This is a genomic window from uncultured Thiocystis sp. (genome assembly GCF_903866365.1).
Taxonomy (GTDB): Bacteria; Pseudomonadota; Gammaproteobacteria; order Chromatiales; family Chromatiaceae; genus Chromatium.
In genome coordinates, this window is the sequence record NZ_CAIPNF010000002.1 from 18,603 (window position 1) to 35,216 (window position 16,614).

Annotated in this window: 11 protein-coding genes; 7 read left to right on the top strand and 4 right to left on the bottom strand. The window is 65.2% G+C overall.

What is annotated here, in order from left to right:
* Positions 1 to 10: 10 nt before the first annotated feature.
* Positions 11 to 3,157 carry an SUMF1/EgtB/PvdO family nonheme iron enzyme gene (locus QZY07_RS00120; protein ID WP_295398782.1) on the bottom strand — a complete coding sequence of 1,049 codons (3,147 nt, stop codon included), beginning with the start codon at positions 3,155 to 3,157 and terminating at the stop codon, positions 11 to 13.
* A 217-nt stretch (positions 3,158 to 3,374) separates the two neighbouring features.
* On the opposite strand from QZY07_RS00120, the gene tagH reads away from it, so the two are divergent.
* From tagH to QZY07_RS00155, 7 genes are all read left to right on the top strand, one after another.
* Positions 3,375 to 4,856 (top strand): type VI secretion system-associated FHA domain protein TagH, encoded by a 1,482-nt coding sequence (gene tagH, locus QZY07_RS00125; RefSeq protein ID WP_295398784.1) that lies wholly within the window; start codon positions 3,375 to 3,377, stop codon positions 4,854 to 4,856.
* A gap of 100 nt (positions 4,857 to 4,956) precedes the next feature.
* Entirely contained in the window at positions 4,957 to 5,442 is a 486-nt protein-coding gene (gene tssJ, locus QZY07_RS00130) for a type VI secretion system lipoprotein TssJ (RefSeq protein WP_295398786.1), read from the top strand.
* A gap of 10 nt (positions 5,443 to 5,452) precedes the next feature.
* Positions 5,453 to 6,787, top strand: a complete 1,335-nt coding sequence (tssK, locus tag QZY07_RS00135; RefSeq protein ID WP_295398788.1) for a type VI secretion system baseplate subunit TssK — start codon at positions 5,453 to 5,455, stop codon at positions 6,785 to 6,787.
* A gap of 3 nt (positions 6,788 to 6,790) precedes the next feature.
* Positions 6,791 to 8,176, top strand: a complete 1,386-nt coding sequence (gene icmH, locus QZY07_RS00140) for a type IVB secretion system protein IcmH/DotU (protein ID WP_295398790.1) — start codon at positions 6,791 to 6,793, stop codon at positions 8,174 to 8,176.
* Positions 8,173 to 11,724 carry a type VI secretion system membrane subunit TssM gene (tssM, locus tag QZY07_RS00145; protein WP_295398791.1) on the top strand — a complete coding sequence of 1,184 codons (3,552 nt, stop codon included), beginning with the start codon at positions 8,173 to 8,175 and terminating at the stop codon, positions 11,722 to 11,724. The genes icmH and tssM overlap by 4 nt, the downstream gene beginning before the upstream one ends.
* Complete coding sequence (gene tagF, locus QZY07_RS00150) at positions 11,721 to 12,527, top strand: type VI secretion system-associated protein TagF (RefSeq protein ID WP_295398793.1); 807 nt, start codon at positions 11,721 to 11,723, stop codon at positions 12,525 to 12,527. The genes tssM and tagF overlap by 4 nt, the downstream gene beginning before the upstream one ends.
* Complete coding sequence (locus QZY07_RS00155) at positions 12,524 to 13,261, top strand: protein phosphatase 2C domain-containing protein (RefSeq protein ID WP_295398795.1); 738 nt, start codon at positions 12,524 to 12,526, stop codon at positions 13,259 to 13,261. The genes tagF and QZY07_RS00155 overlap by 4 nt, the downstream gene beginning before the upstream one ends.
* Before the next feature lie 55 nt (positions 13,262 to 13,316).
* Here QZY07_RS00155 and QZY07_RS00160 read toward each other — a convergent pair whose 3' ends face one another.
* The 3 genes from QZY07_RS00160 to QZY07_RS00170 are packed head-to-tail and all read right to left on the bottom strand — an operon-like array spanning position 13,317 to position 16,409.
* Complete coding sequence (locus QZY07_RS00160; protein ID WP_295398797.1) at positions 13,317 to 14,510, bottom strand: MFS transporter; 1,194 nt, start codon at positions 14,508 to 14,510, stop codon at positions 13,317 to 13,319.
* The gene (locus QZY07_RS00165) at positions 14,507 to 15,349 is read right to left on the bottom strand and encodes a transglutaminase family protein (protein ID WP_295398798.1); all 843 of its coding nucleotides are present in this window, start codon (positions 15,347 to 15,349) and stop codon (positions 14,507 to 14,509) included. The genes QZY07_RS00160 and QZY07_RS00165 overlap by 4 nt, the downstream gene beginning before the upstream one ends.
* A 58-nt stretch (positions 15,350 to 15,407) precedes the next feature.
* On the bottom strand, positions 15,408 to 16,409 hold the full coding sequence (locus tag QZY07_RS00170; protein WP_295398800.1) for a Nudix family hydrolase: 1,002 nt from the start codon (positions 16,407 to 16,409) through the stop codon (positions 15,408 to 15,410).
* Between the last annotated feature and the right edge of the window lie 205 nt (positions 16,410 to 16,614).

Consider the following 16,614-nt stretch of genomic DNA (forward strand, 5'->3'; position numbering starts at 1 on the left):
AGCGACGCCCTCAGCGCGCCGTGGGCGCGGCGGGGGCGTCATAGGCAAGCCGGAAGCCAACGAAATTATAGCGCGACTCGGGAAAGTTCCGGTTGCGATAGGCGGAGCGCACCGGCCCTGGCCCGCTGTTCCAGGCGCCGCCGCGCAGAATGCGGGCAGCATCCGACGCGCTGGGCGCACAGACCAGTTCGGTCCCGTTGTAGGCGGCGTCATATTCCGAACAGGTCCACTCCCAGAGATTGCCGAGCAGATCGTTCAGGCCCCAGGCATTGGGTTCAAAACTCCCGATCGGGGCGACCCATTCCTGCTGATCGTTGCAGGGGAAGCCGTCCGCCCAGCCATGTCCGGCGTCGGCGGTATTCGCATAGCGGCAGGCGCTCGCGTCGATTGCGTCGCCCCAAAAACGCGATGTCGCCGAGCCCGCGCGCGCCGCGTACTCCCATTCCGCCTCGGTCGGCAAACGAAAGGCGCCGCCGGTCTCCTGATTCAGCCATCGCAGATAGGCTTGAGCATCGTTCCAACTGACGCAACTGATTGGATCCTGATCCCGTACCGTTTGATATTTGTTTGGCTTCAGCCAACTCGCCCAGGGCTGATAGCCCCAGGCAGTGGTCTGATCCTGATCCAGCGCCCAGCAGCCATCCCAACCGCCGACGTCCCGCTCCGCGTCGGTCTGATAGCCGCTCGCCTTGGTAAACCGTTTGAATTCAGCAACCGAGAGCTCGAATTGACCGAGCCGAAAAGCCTTGACGCAGACCTGGTGCTGGCGCTCGTCGTCCTCGCGTCCCGCTTCCGTGGGAGGACTGCCCATTTCGAAACAACCGCCCGCGATGTCGATCATGGCCGGGGATAAGTCCCGGCGTCTCTTCAAGTCCTCCCGGAGCGCGGCGAGGGTCGGGTGCGCTGGAACGATCGATTGCAATTGTTCCAGGGCGCGCCCTGCATCGTCGAGCCGATAGGACTGCAATAAAGATTCGGCTTGCTCCGCAATCGGATCCGCGATCTTCTGGAGACGCTCCCGAGCCCGCGCATTGGTTGGATCCAGCGTCAGGATCTGAAGGTAACATTTCGCCGCGAGCGCGCCGGTCTCCGCCGAGCGTTCGGCGAGCGGGAATTGCCGCTCGCAGTCTTGCAGGAATTGAGCGACGCGGTTCTCGGCCTGATGCACCGCGGCGATCCGCGCGCGCAGTTCAGCTAGACCCGCATGCTCCGGCGCGAGACTCAGGCCCTCGCCAATGAGATCGAGCGCGGCGTCAAACGCTTGCTGCTCAAACAGGCGTTGCGCCTTGCTCAAGAGTTCGTCCGCCTGCCGCTGAAGCCGCCGCGCCTGCGCGGCGCTGACCTCATCGCGCAGGGTCTGCAATTGGAGATGGTCGGGGTCGATCCGCAAACCTTCCTCGATGAGCGAGCGCGAGCGCTGAAAATCCCCCTCCGACATCAATCCCCGCGCCTGTTCGAACAGCTCGGCCACGGTCTTCTCGCGTTGTCTTTGCAGCTGTTTCTCCGCCGTCGCGCGCAGATCCAGCAGTTGCGTCTCATGGGGAGCCGATTCCAGCGCGCGGTCGATGAACGCAATGCTCTCGGCCAAGGTTCCCGATGCCAGCAGACTGGTCGCCTGACGAATCGATTCCTGAATGGCCTCGCGCCGTTCCACGGCGCGTTGCGCCAGCGTTTGCAGTTGCAGCAGTCCGGGGTGATCCGGCACCAGCCCGAGCCCTTCGCGCACCCGAGCCAGGGCGTCGTCGAACTGTCCGGCCTCGACGTTGGAGCGGGCGCGCGCGAGCAGGGCGTCGGCCTGACTGCGCACGCGCCGAGCGAGACGGTCCTGAAGCTCGATGCGCAGCGCGCTCAGACCAGGATGGTCAGGAACGCGCTGCAAACCGGATTCGATCAGTGACAGGCTCTCGTCGAGCAGATTTTCACGCAACAATTCCCGCGCCGTTCCGAGTTGTTTCTCAACCTCGATCCGATCCTGAATCAGCGATTTCAAGGCGCCCAGCCGGGTATCGTCCGGCGTCATCGAGAGTCCCAGCCTGACGAGTTCCATGCCTTGTTCGTATTGCGCCTTCTGGACATGCTCGATGGCGAGTTTTTCATATTGAGTGGCGGTCTCCGCGCGGGCCGCGCGGGCCGCGGGCAGACGCTCGGCGATGCTGGGCTCGGCGGGCAGATCGTCCTGCGTCCGCAGCGCGAGATAGAGGCCGACTCCCGCGAGCGACATCAGCACCAGGACAGCTCCCAGGAGTCGCAAACCCGTCCGATCGGCATGACTTCGGCCCTGGCTCGCGGTCTTTGTCCGCTCCTCGGCGCCCCGGACGACCAGTCGGGTGGCCTCGTCATTCGCGCCAGTGGCGCGGGTTTCGCTCTCGGAAACCTCCAGCGCGCGAATGAGCTGACCGGCACTGGCGAAGCGGTCCTGCGGTTTCTTAGCGATCAGTTTGTCGAGGATGGGCTGGTAGACTGCCAGGTGATCGGGCAGGCGGGGAATCGGATCGGAGCAATGCTTCATGGCGAGACTCACGACATCGTCCGCCTGATACGGCAGTTGATTCGTCAGCATCTCGTAGAACACCACGCCCAGGCTGTACAGATCCGAACGCGCATCGAGCGGCTGGCCGGTACTCTGCTCCGGACTCATGTAGCGGGGACTGCCGATGACCATCCCATAACTGGTCAACTGCATCGAATCGGCATTGCTTTTCACTGCCCTCGCGATGCCGAAATCGGTCAGGACCGGGGTGCCATCGGCGCGGAACAGGATATTCTGCGGTTTGACATCCCGATGGATGACGCCCCGCGCATGGGCGACCGCGAGCGCCTCGGCGATTTTTTTCGTGATCGCGATCGCGCGCGGGGTCGGCAGCCCTTTCCCGATCTCGTCCGCCAGCGTCCCCCCCGGGAGATACTCCATGGAGAAATAATGGCAGCCGTCGGTCGAGTCGAAATCGAAGATGGTGACGATCTGGGGGTGCTGGAGCTGGGCGATGATCTGCCCTTCCTTGATGAAGCGGGAGGTGAAATCGTCGCCCGCGATGGCCAGCGGTTTCATCACCTTTAAGGCGACATCGCGCGTCAGACGATCCTGGCGCGCCAGATAGACGGTCGCCATCCCGCCACTGCCAAGCTCGCGAATAATCGTATAGCCAGGGATCTTCACTGAGTCGCTGATTTCCGCGGGATGAAGGCATGAAAGGTCGGGGCTGACCCGCTGCATCCTAGCCACGCCGTCACTGGGGAGCAACCGCGATTCTTGGGTTGGAGGCCGGCTCGGTTATACTTTCCCATCATGCCGCCTTCAAGCACGGTCGCATCCAGTCGCGGATCTCTCGTATGATGCGCTCGATCAGAGCGGTTTTGGTTCGGGGAGCCAATGCATGGAGATCGACCTTCATCTCGTCAACCGCCAGGCCCAGCCGCCCGAGTGGGACGTTCATCGGAATCTGGCCGAGGGCGGCGTCACCATCGGACGCAGCCCCACCAACGAGCTGTGCCTCGAAGACCCGGAGCGGGTGATCTCGGGTCAGCACGCGCGCATCGACGTGCGCGATGGCGGTGTCTGGATCACCGATACCAGCCGCAACGGAACCTATCTGAACCACGCCGTCGAGCCATTGCCATCGCATCAATCCATGGCGCTGTATGACGGCGACCGACTGACCATCGGCCCCTTCGAGATCATCGTCACGTTCGGCTCAAGCGCCGCCCCGCCCGCGAGGCTCGACGCCGATCCTTTCGCAAGCCTGAACTCGGCAGACCTGCCGGAACTGGCCCAGGTCGGCGCCACGACCGATATCCTGGACCTGCTCGCTCCCGACGGACGCAGCGATAACAACCCGGCCGGATCGACGCCAAAAGAGCCGCGGCAACCGGTCGAACGCCATCTGACCGATAACCTGTTCGCCGATGCCTCGCCGCTCGATGACGATCTGGCCGGTCCCGCGCCGGAGGCGTCGGCTCCCGAGGCCCCGCATCGACAGACACCGGTCGAGCATGTGTTTTATCGTCCGGCCGATCGCCTGCCCGTGCCTGACGATTACGATCTGCTGAACGATGCCTGGGTCAGTCCGGGCGACGCGGCGGAGCCGGCGCGCCCCGAGGCCGCTCCAGCGAGTCCCGAGCCGCCGCGCCCAGCAGTCCTCGACGGCCCGGAGCGGCCCTCGTCCGCTCCCGAGGACACGCCATTGGATGCCGCTCCGCCACGCCGGCCCGCGCCCCCGCGTCCCAAGCCATTGCTCCACCAACAGGCGCCGGCGACCGGGGAGTTGGATGCCTTTCTGGCCGGCCTCGGCGTGGGCAAGCCCGCCGATGTCGAAGACCCGGAGAAGTTGTTCCGTCAGGCCGGCGAATTGCTGCGCGTCCTCGCCACCGGACTCACCCAGACCATGATCGCGCGCGCCCAATTCAAGAGCGAATTGCGCCTGGGCGTCACGACGATTCGTGCTGCGGAAAACAACCCGTTCAAATTTTCCGTCGATACGACCGATTTGCTGGAACGCCTCCTGCTTCGCCCTAGCCCGGGTTATCTGCCGGCGCTGACGGCGGCGCGGGAGGCCTTCGACGATATCCAAGCGCACGAAATGGCGATGACGGCGGGTTTGCAGGCCGCCCTGCGCGCACTCTTTGCTCGCTTCGAGCCAAACCAGCTCGAACGCCGTCTCAGCCGTCGCTCCGGGCTCGATCAGGTGCTGCCGATGGCGCGTAAAGCCAGATACTGGGATCTCTTCACCGAGACCTACGAACAGGTTGCCGCCGATGCCGCCGAGGATTTCATGCAGCTTTTCGACGACGCCTTCGCGCGCGCCTACCGGGAGCAGATCCGGCACCTCGCCGAACTGCGTGGCTCCCGTCAGGTTTAACCGAATCCGGCCGGCGATTTTGAGCCATACTCAGCCAGTGGTCCGGACACGAGAGGATTTTGCATTGGACAACCGTTTCAGCGACAAACGCGGGTCGATCATGAGTGCGCTTCTCGGCCTGACGATCTTCGTCTTCGCCATCGCCGCCCTTCCGGGCTGCGGGAGCAAACCCCAGGCACCGGAGCCGAAGGACGCGAAACCGCCGCCGCGGCTGAGTCTCCAGATCGCCGCGTCAGCCGACGCCAATCGAGGTCCGGGCGGCAAGGCATTGGCCGTGGTGGTCCGCCTCTACGAACTCAAAAGCCACGGCGTCTTTTCCAAGGCGGATTTTTTCAGTCTCTACGATCGCGAGCAAGAAGTGCTGGGAGGCGACCTGATTGCACGCGACGAGGTCACCCTGGCCCCCGGTCAGTTTCTGCCGATCGCTCGCCCGCTCAATCCGGAAGCCACCTACATTGGCGTCATCGCGGCCTTCCGCGATCTCGACCGCACGCGCTGGCGCGATCTGATGCGTCTGAATCCCGCGGTGGACAACACACTTCTCGTCGAGGTCGGCGCCAACGCCGTCTCGATCCGTCACCAATAAGGAGCGCGCCGTGGCTTGGGACAACAAGGTGCTGTGGTCCGAGGGTCTCTTCCTTCAGCCACAACATTTCCAGCAGCACGACCGTTACATCGAGCGTCTGGTCGGGGCCAGATCGGGTCTCGGCGTGCCTTCCGCCTGGGGTTTGCGGCGTCTGCGCATCGACGGGGAACTGCTCGCCTTCGGGAAGTTCGCGCTCAGCGAGGTCGCGGGCACGCTACCCGACGGCACGCCCTTCGACGCCCCGGCGAGCGACCCGCTGCCGCCGCCGCTGGAGTTCGACGAGAACATCGTCCCCCAAATCCTCTATCTCGCCCTGCCGCTGCGCCGCCCCGGGGCCGCCGAGAGCGGCGGTCCCGGCGAGACCGAGACCATCCTGCGCTATCGCTCCAGCGAATTGACGGTGCGCGACAATACGCTGGGCTCGGACACCGAGACCCCGCTCGCGATCGGGCGGCTCGATCTGCGTCTCCTGCTGGAGCGTCAGTCCCGCGAAGGCTATGCCTGCTGCGGCGTCGGCCGGGTGCTCGAATGCCGGGCGGATCGGCAGGTTTCGCTCGACGCCTCCTATATTCCGCCGTGCGTGGATCTCCAGGTGTCGCGACGGCTGGCCGATTTTATCGAGGAGCTGGCCGGCCTGCTCCATCGTCAGGCCGAAGCGCGCGCCGGGCGGGTGCGTGGCGTCGGTCATGGCGGGGTGGCCGACTGGTCCGATTTCCTGCTACTCCAGCTCATGAACCGGGCCGAACCCGTCGTCCTGCATCTGATCCAGGTCAGCGGCCTGCATCCGGAGGCCGTCTATCGCATCCTGCTCGGCCTGGCCGGCGAGCTCGCCACCTTCGCCAGCGAGACTAAACGCCCCCCGGAGTTTCCGCCCTATCGTCACGAGGATCTGGATGCCAGTTACACGCCGCTGATCGGCCGACTGCGCGAATACCTCAATCGCGAATATGTCGAGCGCGCCATCGCGATCCCGATCCAGGAGCGTCAATTCGGCTTCCGCATCGCGCTGGTGGAGGATCGATCGCTACTTGCCGGTTCGCGATTTGTGCTCGCCGCCAGGGCCAATCTGGACTCGCAGACGCTGCGCAATCGCCTCCCCGCGCAGACCAAGGTCGGGCCGGTGGAAAAGATCCAGGAGCTGGTCAAGCTGGCCTTGCCCGGGATCGCGCTGCGGCCGATGCCGACCGCCCCGCTGGAGATTCCCTTTCATGCGGGTTGCGATTATTTCGAACTGGACCGCAACAGCGAGTATTGGAAACAATTGATGACGGGGGGCGGTTTTGGCCTGCACATCGGCGGAGAATTCCCCGCGCTCGAACTGGAACTCTGGGCGATTCGCGAGTAAGTCATGACCGACGAGGATCCCTTTCTGATGCCCGGCGACGCCGGTCCCACGGTCATCCGCCCCATCCCCGGCGGCCGTCGCGGCCCCGGTCAGGCGCCGCCGCCTCCGGTCTCTCCAGCGTTGTCCAGCATCCCGGCGAGCGGGCGCCTCGACGCGCTGCCGGTGTGCATGAACAACCCCCTCGCGGGATGCGCGACCGGACTCCTGACCGTCGCGGCCCAAGTGCGCGGCGCTCCCGCCCATCCGGATCCCGAGGGTCTGCGCGATGGGCTGATCCGCCAGGTGCGCGAGTTCGAGTCCTGCGCGCGCGCGAAAGGTCTGGCGGATGCCGTGGTACTGCCCGCGCGTTATGTGTTGTGTTCGTTGATCGACGAATCCGTGCTGGACACCCCCTGGGGCAGTCAGAGCGTCTGGAGCAATCGCGGGCTGTTGATCAGCTTCCACAACGAGGCCTGGGGCGGGGAAAAATTCTTCACCGCGCTGGACCGCCTGCTGGCGTATCCCAGCGGCAATCTTGATCTCCTGGAGCTCATGTATCTTTGTCTCGCGCTGGGCTTCGAGGGGCGCTACCGGGTGCGCGAGGACGGCCGGAGCCAGCTCGATCGGGTGCGCGAACAACTCTTTCAGACCATCCGCGCACAGCGCGGAGATCCGGAGCCGGAACTTTCGCCCCACTGGCAGGGCGTCGCCGAACCGCGCGATCCGCTGGTCCATCGGCTCCCGCTTTGGGTGTTTTCGGCCGTTTGCGCGCTGCTTCTGCTGGGGCTCTTCACCTCTTTTACCTTCGCGCTCAACCGCGACTCGGATCCCGTCTATCTCTCGCTGGGCAGCCTCGACACGGGTCTGGCCGCGGTGACCGAACGGCCCCGCATTCCCCTGGCCGAGGCACCAACGCCACCGGATCGGCCACCGGCGACTGCGTCGCTGACGCTGCGCATCCTGCTCGCCGATGACATCGCGGCACAGCGTCTGGAGGTTCTCGACCGGCCCCAGGGGCAGACCGTCATCGTCCGTGGCGATGACCTGTTCGCCTCCGGGAGCAGCCTGGTCAGAACCGATTACGTGCCCCTGCTCCGGCGGATCGCCGAAGCCCTGGCGCAACTGCCTGGCGCGGTGCTGGTGACCGGGCACACCGACAGCGTTCCCATCAAGACGTTGCGTTTTCCCTCGAACTGGCACCTTTCGCAGGAACGCGCGGTCCATGTCCGCGACCTGCTGGCCGAAGTGGCGGGCAACCCGGCGCGGTTCACGGCCGAGGGGCGCGCCGATACCGAGCCGCTGGTTCCCGAAAACTCCAGGGACGCCCGCAACCGCCGGGTGGAGGTCATGCTGATGACACCGGCGCACCGTCAGGGCGGGGTCGGCGCGATCGCGGGGATTGGCCGATGAAGTCGTTCCTGAGATTTTTTATTTCACGCCGCTTCCTGACCTTGGTCGGAATCGTCGCGCTGGCGCTGCTGATCTGGTTCGTCGGCCCCCTCATCGGCTTTGCCGGCACCGAGCCGCTGGCCCCTCCTGTGCGCCGCTGGATGGTCATCGGAACGCTGTTCGGCATCTGGGGTCTGGTCCAGATTGGCTCGGCGGTGCGGGCGCGTATCCGCAACCGCCAGCTGATGGAGCAGCTTGCCGCCGGTCCCGAGCCAGCGCCCGATCCGGCCAAAACAGCCTCCGAGGAAGAATTGCTCGCGCTCCGCGAACGCTTCGATCAGGCCCTGGCCGCGCTCAAACAATCCGAGGGCAGGAACAAGCTGGGCGGCCGCTGGGTCTACCAGCTTCCCTGGTATCTCATCATCGGGCCGCCCGGTTGCGGCAAGACGACCGCGCTGATCCATTCGGGACTTCGCTTCCCGCTCGCCGAACGCCTGGGTCAGAACGCCATCCAGGGAATTGGCGGCACCCGCAACTGCGACTGGTGGTTCACCGACGAGGCGGTGCTGATCGATACCGCCGGGCGCTACACCACTCAGGACAGCTATGAGCAGGTGGATAAGGCCGCCTGGCGGAATTTTCTCGATCTGCTGAAAAAGCATCGTCCGCGCCGTCCCATCAATGGCGTGCTGGTGGCCGTGAGCCTGTCCGATCTGATGCAGCAAACGCCGACGGAGCGCGGCGACCATGCGCGGGCGATCCGTCAGCGCGTCCAGGAGCTGTGCCAGTCATTCCAGATCGCCGTGCCCGTCTATGTTCTGTTCATGAAGGCGGATCTGGTCGCCGGATTCAGCGAGTTTTTTGCCGATCTGAGCCAGGAGGGACGCGAGCAGGTCTGGGGGATGACCTTCGAATTCGCGCCAAGCGAGGGCGGGCCGGCCCCGATCGCGGCCTTCCCGGACGAGCTGCATCGTTTGTCCGAACGACTCGATCAACGCTTGCTGGCGCGGATGGAGCAGGAACGCGAACCGCGCAAACGCACGCTCCTGTTCAGCTTTCCACGCCAGTTCGGCGCGCTCGGAGAGGTGCTCGAAGGCTTCCTGAACGATGCCTTCGCGCCCTCCCGTTTCGAGATCCGCCCGCTGGTGCGCGGCGTCTATTTTACAAGCGGAACCCAGACCGGAACCCCGATCGACCGCATTCTGAGCGCTTTCGCGGCCAACTTCGGTCTCGGCCGGCAGGGCCCACTGCCCTTCAAGGGGACGGGCAAGAGTTTTTTCATCACGCGCCTGCTGCGCGAGGTGATCTTTCGCGAGGCCGGGCTTGCCGGGCTCAACCCCCGGCTGGAACGTCGCCGCCTCTGGCTGCGGCGCGGTGCCTATGCCAGCGCGGCGGCGGTCTTTCTGCTAATCGCCGCCGCCTGGGCCACCAGCTATTCGCGCAACCGCGCCTATATCGATGCGGTGGCGGAGCGCGTGGCCGGCATCGAAACCCGGATCGATGCGCTCGCGCCCGAGGAGCGCAATCCGCTCGGCGTACTGCCGCTGCTGGATGCCGCCCGGACGCTTCCACGCGGCTTCGCCGAACGCTCCGATCCTGTCCCGCTCACCCTGGGATTCGGACTTTATCAGGGCGAAAAGCTGGGCTCCCAGGCCACGCGCGCCTATCGCCGCATCCTCAATAAAGCACTGCTGCCGCGCGTCATCCTGCGACTCGAGGAACAGATCCGCCAATCCGTCGGCGATCCGGATTATCTCTATGACGCACTGCGCGTCTATCTGATGCTGGGTAGCGACGAACGCTATGATCCGGCCGCAGTCCAGCTCTGGGTCGGGCGCGATTGGCAGAGCAGACTGCCGCGCGAAACCACGACCGAGCAACAGGAAGCGCTGCGCGAACATCTGGCGGCGCTGCTCGACCGGCGACCGGTCCCGCTGCCGATCGAACTCGATCGCGCTTTGATTCAGGATGCCCGTGAGATTCTGAATCGCGCGCCACTGGCCGCACGCGTCTACGAGCGTCTCAAGCGCGAAGGCGTGGGAGATGCCAGCGCCGAGTTCACCATCAGCGCCGCCGGCGGGGAATACGCGAAGCTGGTCTTCGTCCGTCGCAGCGGCCGTCCGCTCAACCAGGGCATCCCGGCGCTCTATACGTTTGACGGCTACCATCGCGGCTTTGCGAGCGCGAGCAACCGTCTGATCGAGGCCGCCGCCGCGGAGAGCTGGATCCTTGGGCCGGCGGCGCGATTGCAGCCAGGATCCAAGGAAGCCCGCCAGTTGTTCGAAGAGGTGCGCGAGCGCTATCTGCGCGACTATGTGAGCGAGTGGCAGGGTCTGCTTGAGGATATCGAACTGGTTGCGGCGCGCGACCTGCAGCAGGCCGCCCTGCTGGCGAATACGCTGGCCGATCCGGTCAAGTCACCGCTCCGCCGTTTGCTGACCGGTGCCGCCCGGCAAACCGAACTTGATCGCAAACCGGCGCCGGATGACGCGGCAGCCGGTCAGACGGACACGAAGCAGGACGGCTTTCGTCAGCGCGTCGAGCATTATTTTGGCGACAAGCCCCAGGATGTTCCCGTCGACGAGGCGCCAGAGGCCTATGTCACGCAGCGCTTTACCTGGCTGCATGATCTGGTACGGACCAACGAGCAGGGACAGGCGCCCATCGATCAGGTGCTGGCGTCGTTGAGCAAGCTGGAACTCCATCTGTCCTCCGTGGCCGCCGCCGTGGTGTCGGGGCGAGATCTACTGATCGCCGGAGAAGCGCCCGAGACCCAGGAAATCAAGGCGCTCGCACGCAAGCTTCCCGCGCCGCTCAGCGGATGGGTCGACACGCTGGCGCAGGATAGCGCCAATCTCGCGGCCGGTGGCATGCGCGCGCAACTCAACAGCCTCTGGACCGCCGAGGTTCTGCCCTTCTGCCGCGAGGCGATCAACGACCGCTACCCCTTCACGCAGGGTAGCGCGCGCGAGACGACCCTCTTCGATTTTGGGCGTCTGTTTGGCCCGGAGGGCATGATCGATGCCTTTTTCAAGAAGAATCTGGCCCCGATCGCCAATACCTCGCGCCCGCAATGGCGTTGGATCGACGCCAATATCGGGATCCCGGACGCGGCGCTGGCGCAATTCCAGCGCGCGGCCGTGATCCGCGAGGCATTTTTCACGGGTGGCGGCAAGACGCCGGCGGTCGAATTCGAGCTCCAGCCCCAGATCATGGATGCGCGAGTGACTCAGTTCATACTGGATCTCGGCGGACAGATCCTCGATTACCGCCAGGGTCCACCGCGCAGTCAGCGCTTGCAGTGGCCGGCCCCGGACGGTCCGGCGCGCGTCCGTCTGGTCTTCGCCGACGAGACCGGAAGCGGACCCAGCCTGACCGAGGAAGGTCCCTGGGCTTGGTTCCGGGTGCTGGATCGGTCATCGTTGAAGTCGACCAGTCAACCGGAGAAATTCCAGGTCACCTTCTCGCTTGCCGGGCTATCCGCGCGTTTCGAACTGCGCGCGGTCAGCGTCCGCAATCCTTTCAAGCTCGGCGAATTGCGCGCGTTTCGCTGTCCGGAGCGGCTGTGAACGACAAGGCCCAAGGCACTCCAGGTTTTTACGGCAAGCTGCCGGAGCACGGCGATTTCCTGACCCGTCGTCTGCCGGCCGAATTCGTTCAACCCTGGGATCTTTGGCTGCGCGAATCCCTGGCAAACAGTCAGGCCCAACTCGGCGATGACTGGCTGGATATCTACCTGACCAGTCCGTTGTGGCGTTTCGTCCTCACCTCTGGAATCGTCGGGCAGCATGCCTGGGCCGGCGTGCTGATGCCGAGCGTCGATCGCGTCGGGCGCTATTTTCCGCTCACCCTCGCCTGCCCGCTGAGCGCCGGTACCGACCTTCTCGGCCTCCTCTGCGAACCATCCTGGTTCGATCGCGCGGAGATGCTCGCGCTGACCGGACTCGAAGGCGACTGCACCGTCGAGACCTTCGATGCCGAGGCCATGGCGCTGGGGGCGCCGGACTGCGCGGTCCTCGCGACCGGTGAGCAGACATCAGTCGCCGCGTCCCGCTCCAACGCCTGGCGGCTGCCCGCCGCCTCGCCCGCGGAGGTCCGTCTTGCCTGCCCGAACCTGCTTGCGCGAGCACTCGACCAGATGTTCTGCGCTTACAGCCTCTGGTGGTCGAGTGGCTCGGATCGAGTCGCGCCGTCCTTTCTGACCTGCCAGGGTTTGCCGCCGCCGGATGGCTTCGGCGCACTGCTCGGGGGCGACTGGACCCATGGGGGTTGGTGGGAATTTGCGCGTTCCGACGTCGGCCCCACTCGGCACGGCGAGCAACGCCAAAAGCGTGACGTTCAGTCCAACCCTGTCGATCAGGAGGCGCCATGAAGTTGCGAGTCCCCAGGTGTCACTGGGCCTCGGGCGGAGCGACCGATACCGGTAGAATCCGCAAGGTCAACCAGGATGCCTATCTGGAGCGACCGGATCTGGGGCTGTGGGCCGTCGCCGACGGCATGGGCGGTCACCGCGACGGCGCTCTGGCAAGCCGTCTGCTCGTCGAGCGGCTCGGCCGGCTCGCTTATCCGCAACTGCTTGGCACCGCCGTCGAGACCGTCTGCAAGATCATCGAGGACGCCAACCGCCACCTGGTCGATGAAGCGGCCAGGCAAGGCGACGAGATCATCGGCAGCACCATCGTCGCCGTGCTTGCGGTCGGCGATCACTGCGCCATCCTCTGGGCCGGCGACAGCCGTGCCTATCGGCTGCGCAAAGGTGAACTCCTCCAGCTCACGCTCGACCACACTCAGGTCCAGGAAATGGTCGAACAGGGCTTGCTGACACGCGCGCAGGCGGATCTGCACCCGCTCTCCAATGTCCTGGTGCGCGCGGTCGGCGGCGATCTCGAACTGGAACTGGATCGGCGTATCGAGGCGCTGCTGGACGGTGATCGTTTCCTGCTCTGTAGCGACGGGCTGCTCAAGGAACTGTCAGAGGACCGGATCGCCCGGATGCTCGACCAACCCGATCCTCGGGAAGCGGCCCAGTCTCTGGTCCAGGCGGCCTGCGAGGCGGGTGGGCGCGATAATGTCACGGCAGTGGTGATGGATTATCGCTGTGCGTGAGAGCCGGTCAGTTGGCAGTTGGCAGTTGGCAGTTGGCAGTTGGCAGTTGGCAGTTTCATTTTGGACTTCGCTTGGCCAGTCGCAACATCAGCAGGCCGACCAGCAGCCAGCCGGTTATGGGTGCCCAGGTCAGGATCGGGACCAGCGCCGCCTGCTTGGGCCAGCCCGCCAGATTGACGCTGATGCGCAGGAAGGCCGCGGCGGCTAGCGTCGCAAAGAGGATGCCGGTGTAGGTCGCTACCCGGCCCGGTCGTCCGCAGTCCGCAGCCAGACCGAAGGCGCTCGCGAGGACCGCCCCCCAACCCAATCCGGCGATCGCATAACCGGCGATGGCCGCCTCGATCCCCGGCAGGCCGCTCACGCCCAGCCCGGCTCCGCCGACCAGACAGCCGATCGCGAAGACTCGCGCCACGCCCCAGCGTTGGCTGAGCGCGCCCGCGTTAAAGACCGCGAGACTGAAGCCGATCCAGAACACGGGCAACAGCCAGGGCAGCCACGCCGAATCGGTCTCCCGAAGAAAACGCGGACCGGCATTGAGAAACACCGCGATCTGAAAGGCGCTGGCGGCCAGCAGGAGCAGAGGCAGGAATCCCCACGCGGAAACCGTCGGCGGCGCGCTCTCGCGTGGGACGGCGGGGATCGGCCCCACCCTCCGTTCGGCGACCACCAGGGCGGCGGCGACCAACAGGAGCGTTAGGCTCGATACCGTAAAGGGCAGACGCGGATCGAGGCCGGTCATCAGGGTGCCGAGATAAGGCGATACCGCCGCCGCGAGGCCCAGGCCGACCAGGGCGAGTCCGGCCAGTCGCGGTACCGCCGGTTTGGCGGCATGGCGGGCGAGCAGCCCGAAGAGCGGCGATCGCAGCGCGGACGAACTCACCACCCACAATGCCGTGATGCTCAGGAATACTCCAGGCCCGGCACCGAGCCCAGGCAGCCAGGGCAACGACAGAAAGGCAAGGCAGGAGAATGCACTGACCGCGATGACGACAGAACCGATCCGCGCATAGAGCCGGAAGGCGCGATCCGCCGCGAAGCCCGCCGCGATATCGAAACCCGCAAAGAGCACCTGATCGGCCAGCAGCACCCAGCCCGCCCAGCGTTTCTCGACACCGACGGACTCCAGCAATCCCGGCAGAAAAATGGCATAGAGGGTCCAGGTCGCCAGCAGGAAAAACTGCACGAACCCAAGATAGATCGCCAGACCGCTCAATGCGCTGGCGGGTTGACGGATTCCGGTCTCGTTCATCGCGGCACTCCGTCCCCGGCGCTCGGGGCCGACGCTGGCGCCTCGTCGGTCCAGACCTTGAATTGCTTCAAGGTCGTGGGACCGAAGACATTGCTGAGCGGCACGTCGGCGGCATCGCGGCCCTGGGCAATCAGCACCCGTCCGATACGGGGCACCCGGTTGCGTGGATCGAAGATATGCCAGCGCCCGCCCAGATAGGCCTCGAACCAGGCGGAGAAGTCCATGGGCGCCGCGGACGGCGGCACGCCAATATCGCCCAGGTAGCCGGTACAGTAGCGTGCGGGAATGTTCATGCAGCGACAGAAGGCGATGGCGAGATGCGTGTAGTCGCGACAGACTCCCTGCTTCTCGTTGAAGGCTTCGAGCGCGGTCTTGGTGGCGCGGGCATATTGATAACCGAAGGTGAGATGACCATGCACAAAGTCGCTGATCGCCTGCACCCGGCGCCAGCCCGGAGGCGTTTTCTCGAACAGCGACCAGGCAATCTCGGAGAGACGGTCGGTCTCGCAGTAGCGGCTCCCTTGCAGGTACACCAGGGTCTCGCTGGGCAGCGCCTCTACCGCGAACTGCGCGGCGTCGGGATCCGTCGCATCGGGTTGACCCGTGTCATTGATCACCGCGTCGGTGGAGAGGCGGATCTCGCCCGGCGGGGCGACCAGACGGCTGCACCAGTTGCCGAAGCCATCGCGATAGGCGGTGATCGGCACCGCCGGCTGGGTGACGATGTGATCGGGAACGACCAGGTCCGAGACCCGGCTGTAGTGTACGTTCAGAGTCAGGATCATGGGCGTGCGTTGCGGGCACGCATAGACCAACTCGTAGCCAAAGCGAATCTGCATTGGTCAACTCCTGGTGTTGAACGACGAACCTGAAAGGTGCCTTTGAGTCGGAACGGCATCAAATGTCCGGCCACAGCCCCCGGATCGCGGCGATTCCCTGTGCGCCGTGCGCGATGGCGTCCGGGAGATCCGTCGGCCCCAAACCGCCCAATGCATAGATCGGCAAGGGGATCGGTTCCACGCGGTCGGCGAAGCCCTGCCAGCCCAGCGGAAGGGCATCCGGATGGGTCGCGGTCGGCTGTACTGGAGAGAGTAGAGCATAATCGAAGCCAAGTCGCGCGGCCTGTTCCAGTTGCGCGGCATCGTGGCAGGAAGCGCCAACCAGCTCATGCGGCTGACCGGGTCGCTCGGTCAGGTTCATAAGTGTCCAGGCCGTCAGATGCAGTCCGTGACGGGGGACACCGGCGACCTGTCGCGGTTCCCGATTGAGCAGCAGACGCGCCCGGCGCGTGTCGCAGACCGCATAAACCGCGCTGGCAAGGCGATGATAGGCATGATCGTCCAGGTCATGAGCGCGCAGTTGGACCAGCCGGATGCCCTGATCGAGTGCATGTTCGACACGTTCCAGGAATTCTTCCGTCCGCCGGGGATCGTCCCCGGTAATCATGAAGAGGGACGGCAGTCGCAGTGCATTGATGATGGGTCGGTCGGCCGCCGGAAAGACGCTGGGATCCATGGCATCCGGTTCCAGCCAGTCGAGCGGCTGACCCTCGCGTCCCTCGGGGGTTCCTGAGTAAGCTTCCACCCGGCGCACATCGAGCAGGACATGACGACCTGAAGCGAGCGGCGTCGGGACAGGGCTTGCACTTGCTTCGACTGCGCTCGGCATGAGGAGCGGAGTCGGGGGGTCGGCATAATGATGGTGTACCCGGATCAGGGGTCGACTGGTCCGCACCTGAATGCCCAGTTCCTCTTCCAGCTCGCGGGCCAGACCCTGCTCGGGCGACTCGGCGGGCTCCAGCTTACCGCCCGGAAATTCCCAAAGTCCGCCCTGATGGACGTGATCGGGACGCCTGGACACCAGGATGCGGCCAGCATCGTCCGCGATGACGCCCACCATCACATGGACCCTGTCTCGGCTTGGCTCTGTCCGTCGTGGATTTCCGCGTTTCATCGCCTACGCGGCTCGCCGCAACCGCAGATCGACATGGATGTCCTCGAACGGACACCACACCCCGCCGCGCTCCGAGCGTTCGACCAAGCCCAATTCGGCGAGGACGCTCGTGTCCTCATGCACCCGTTTCACGTCGCGTCCGACCCGCCGC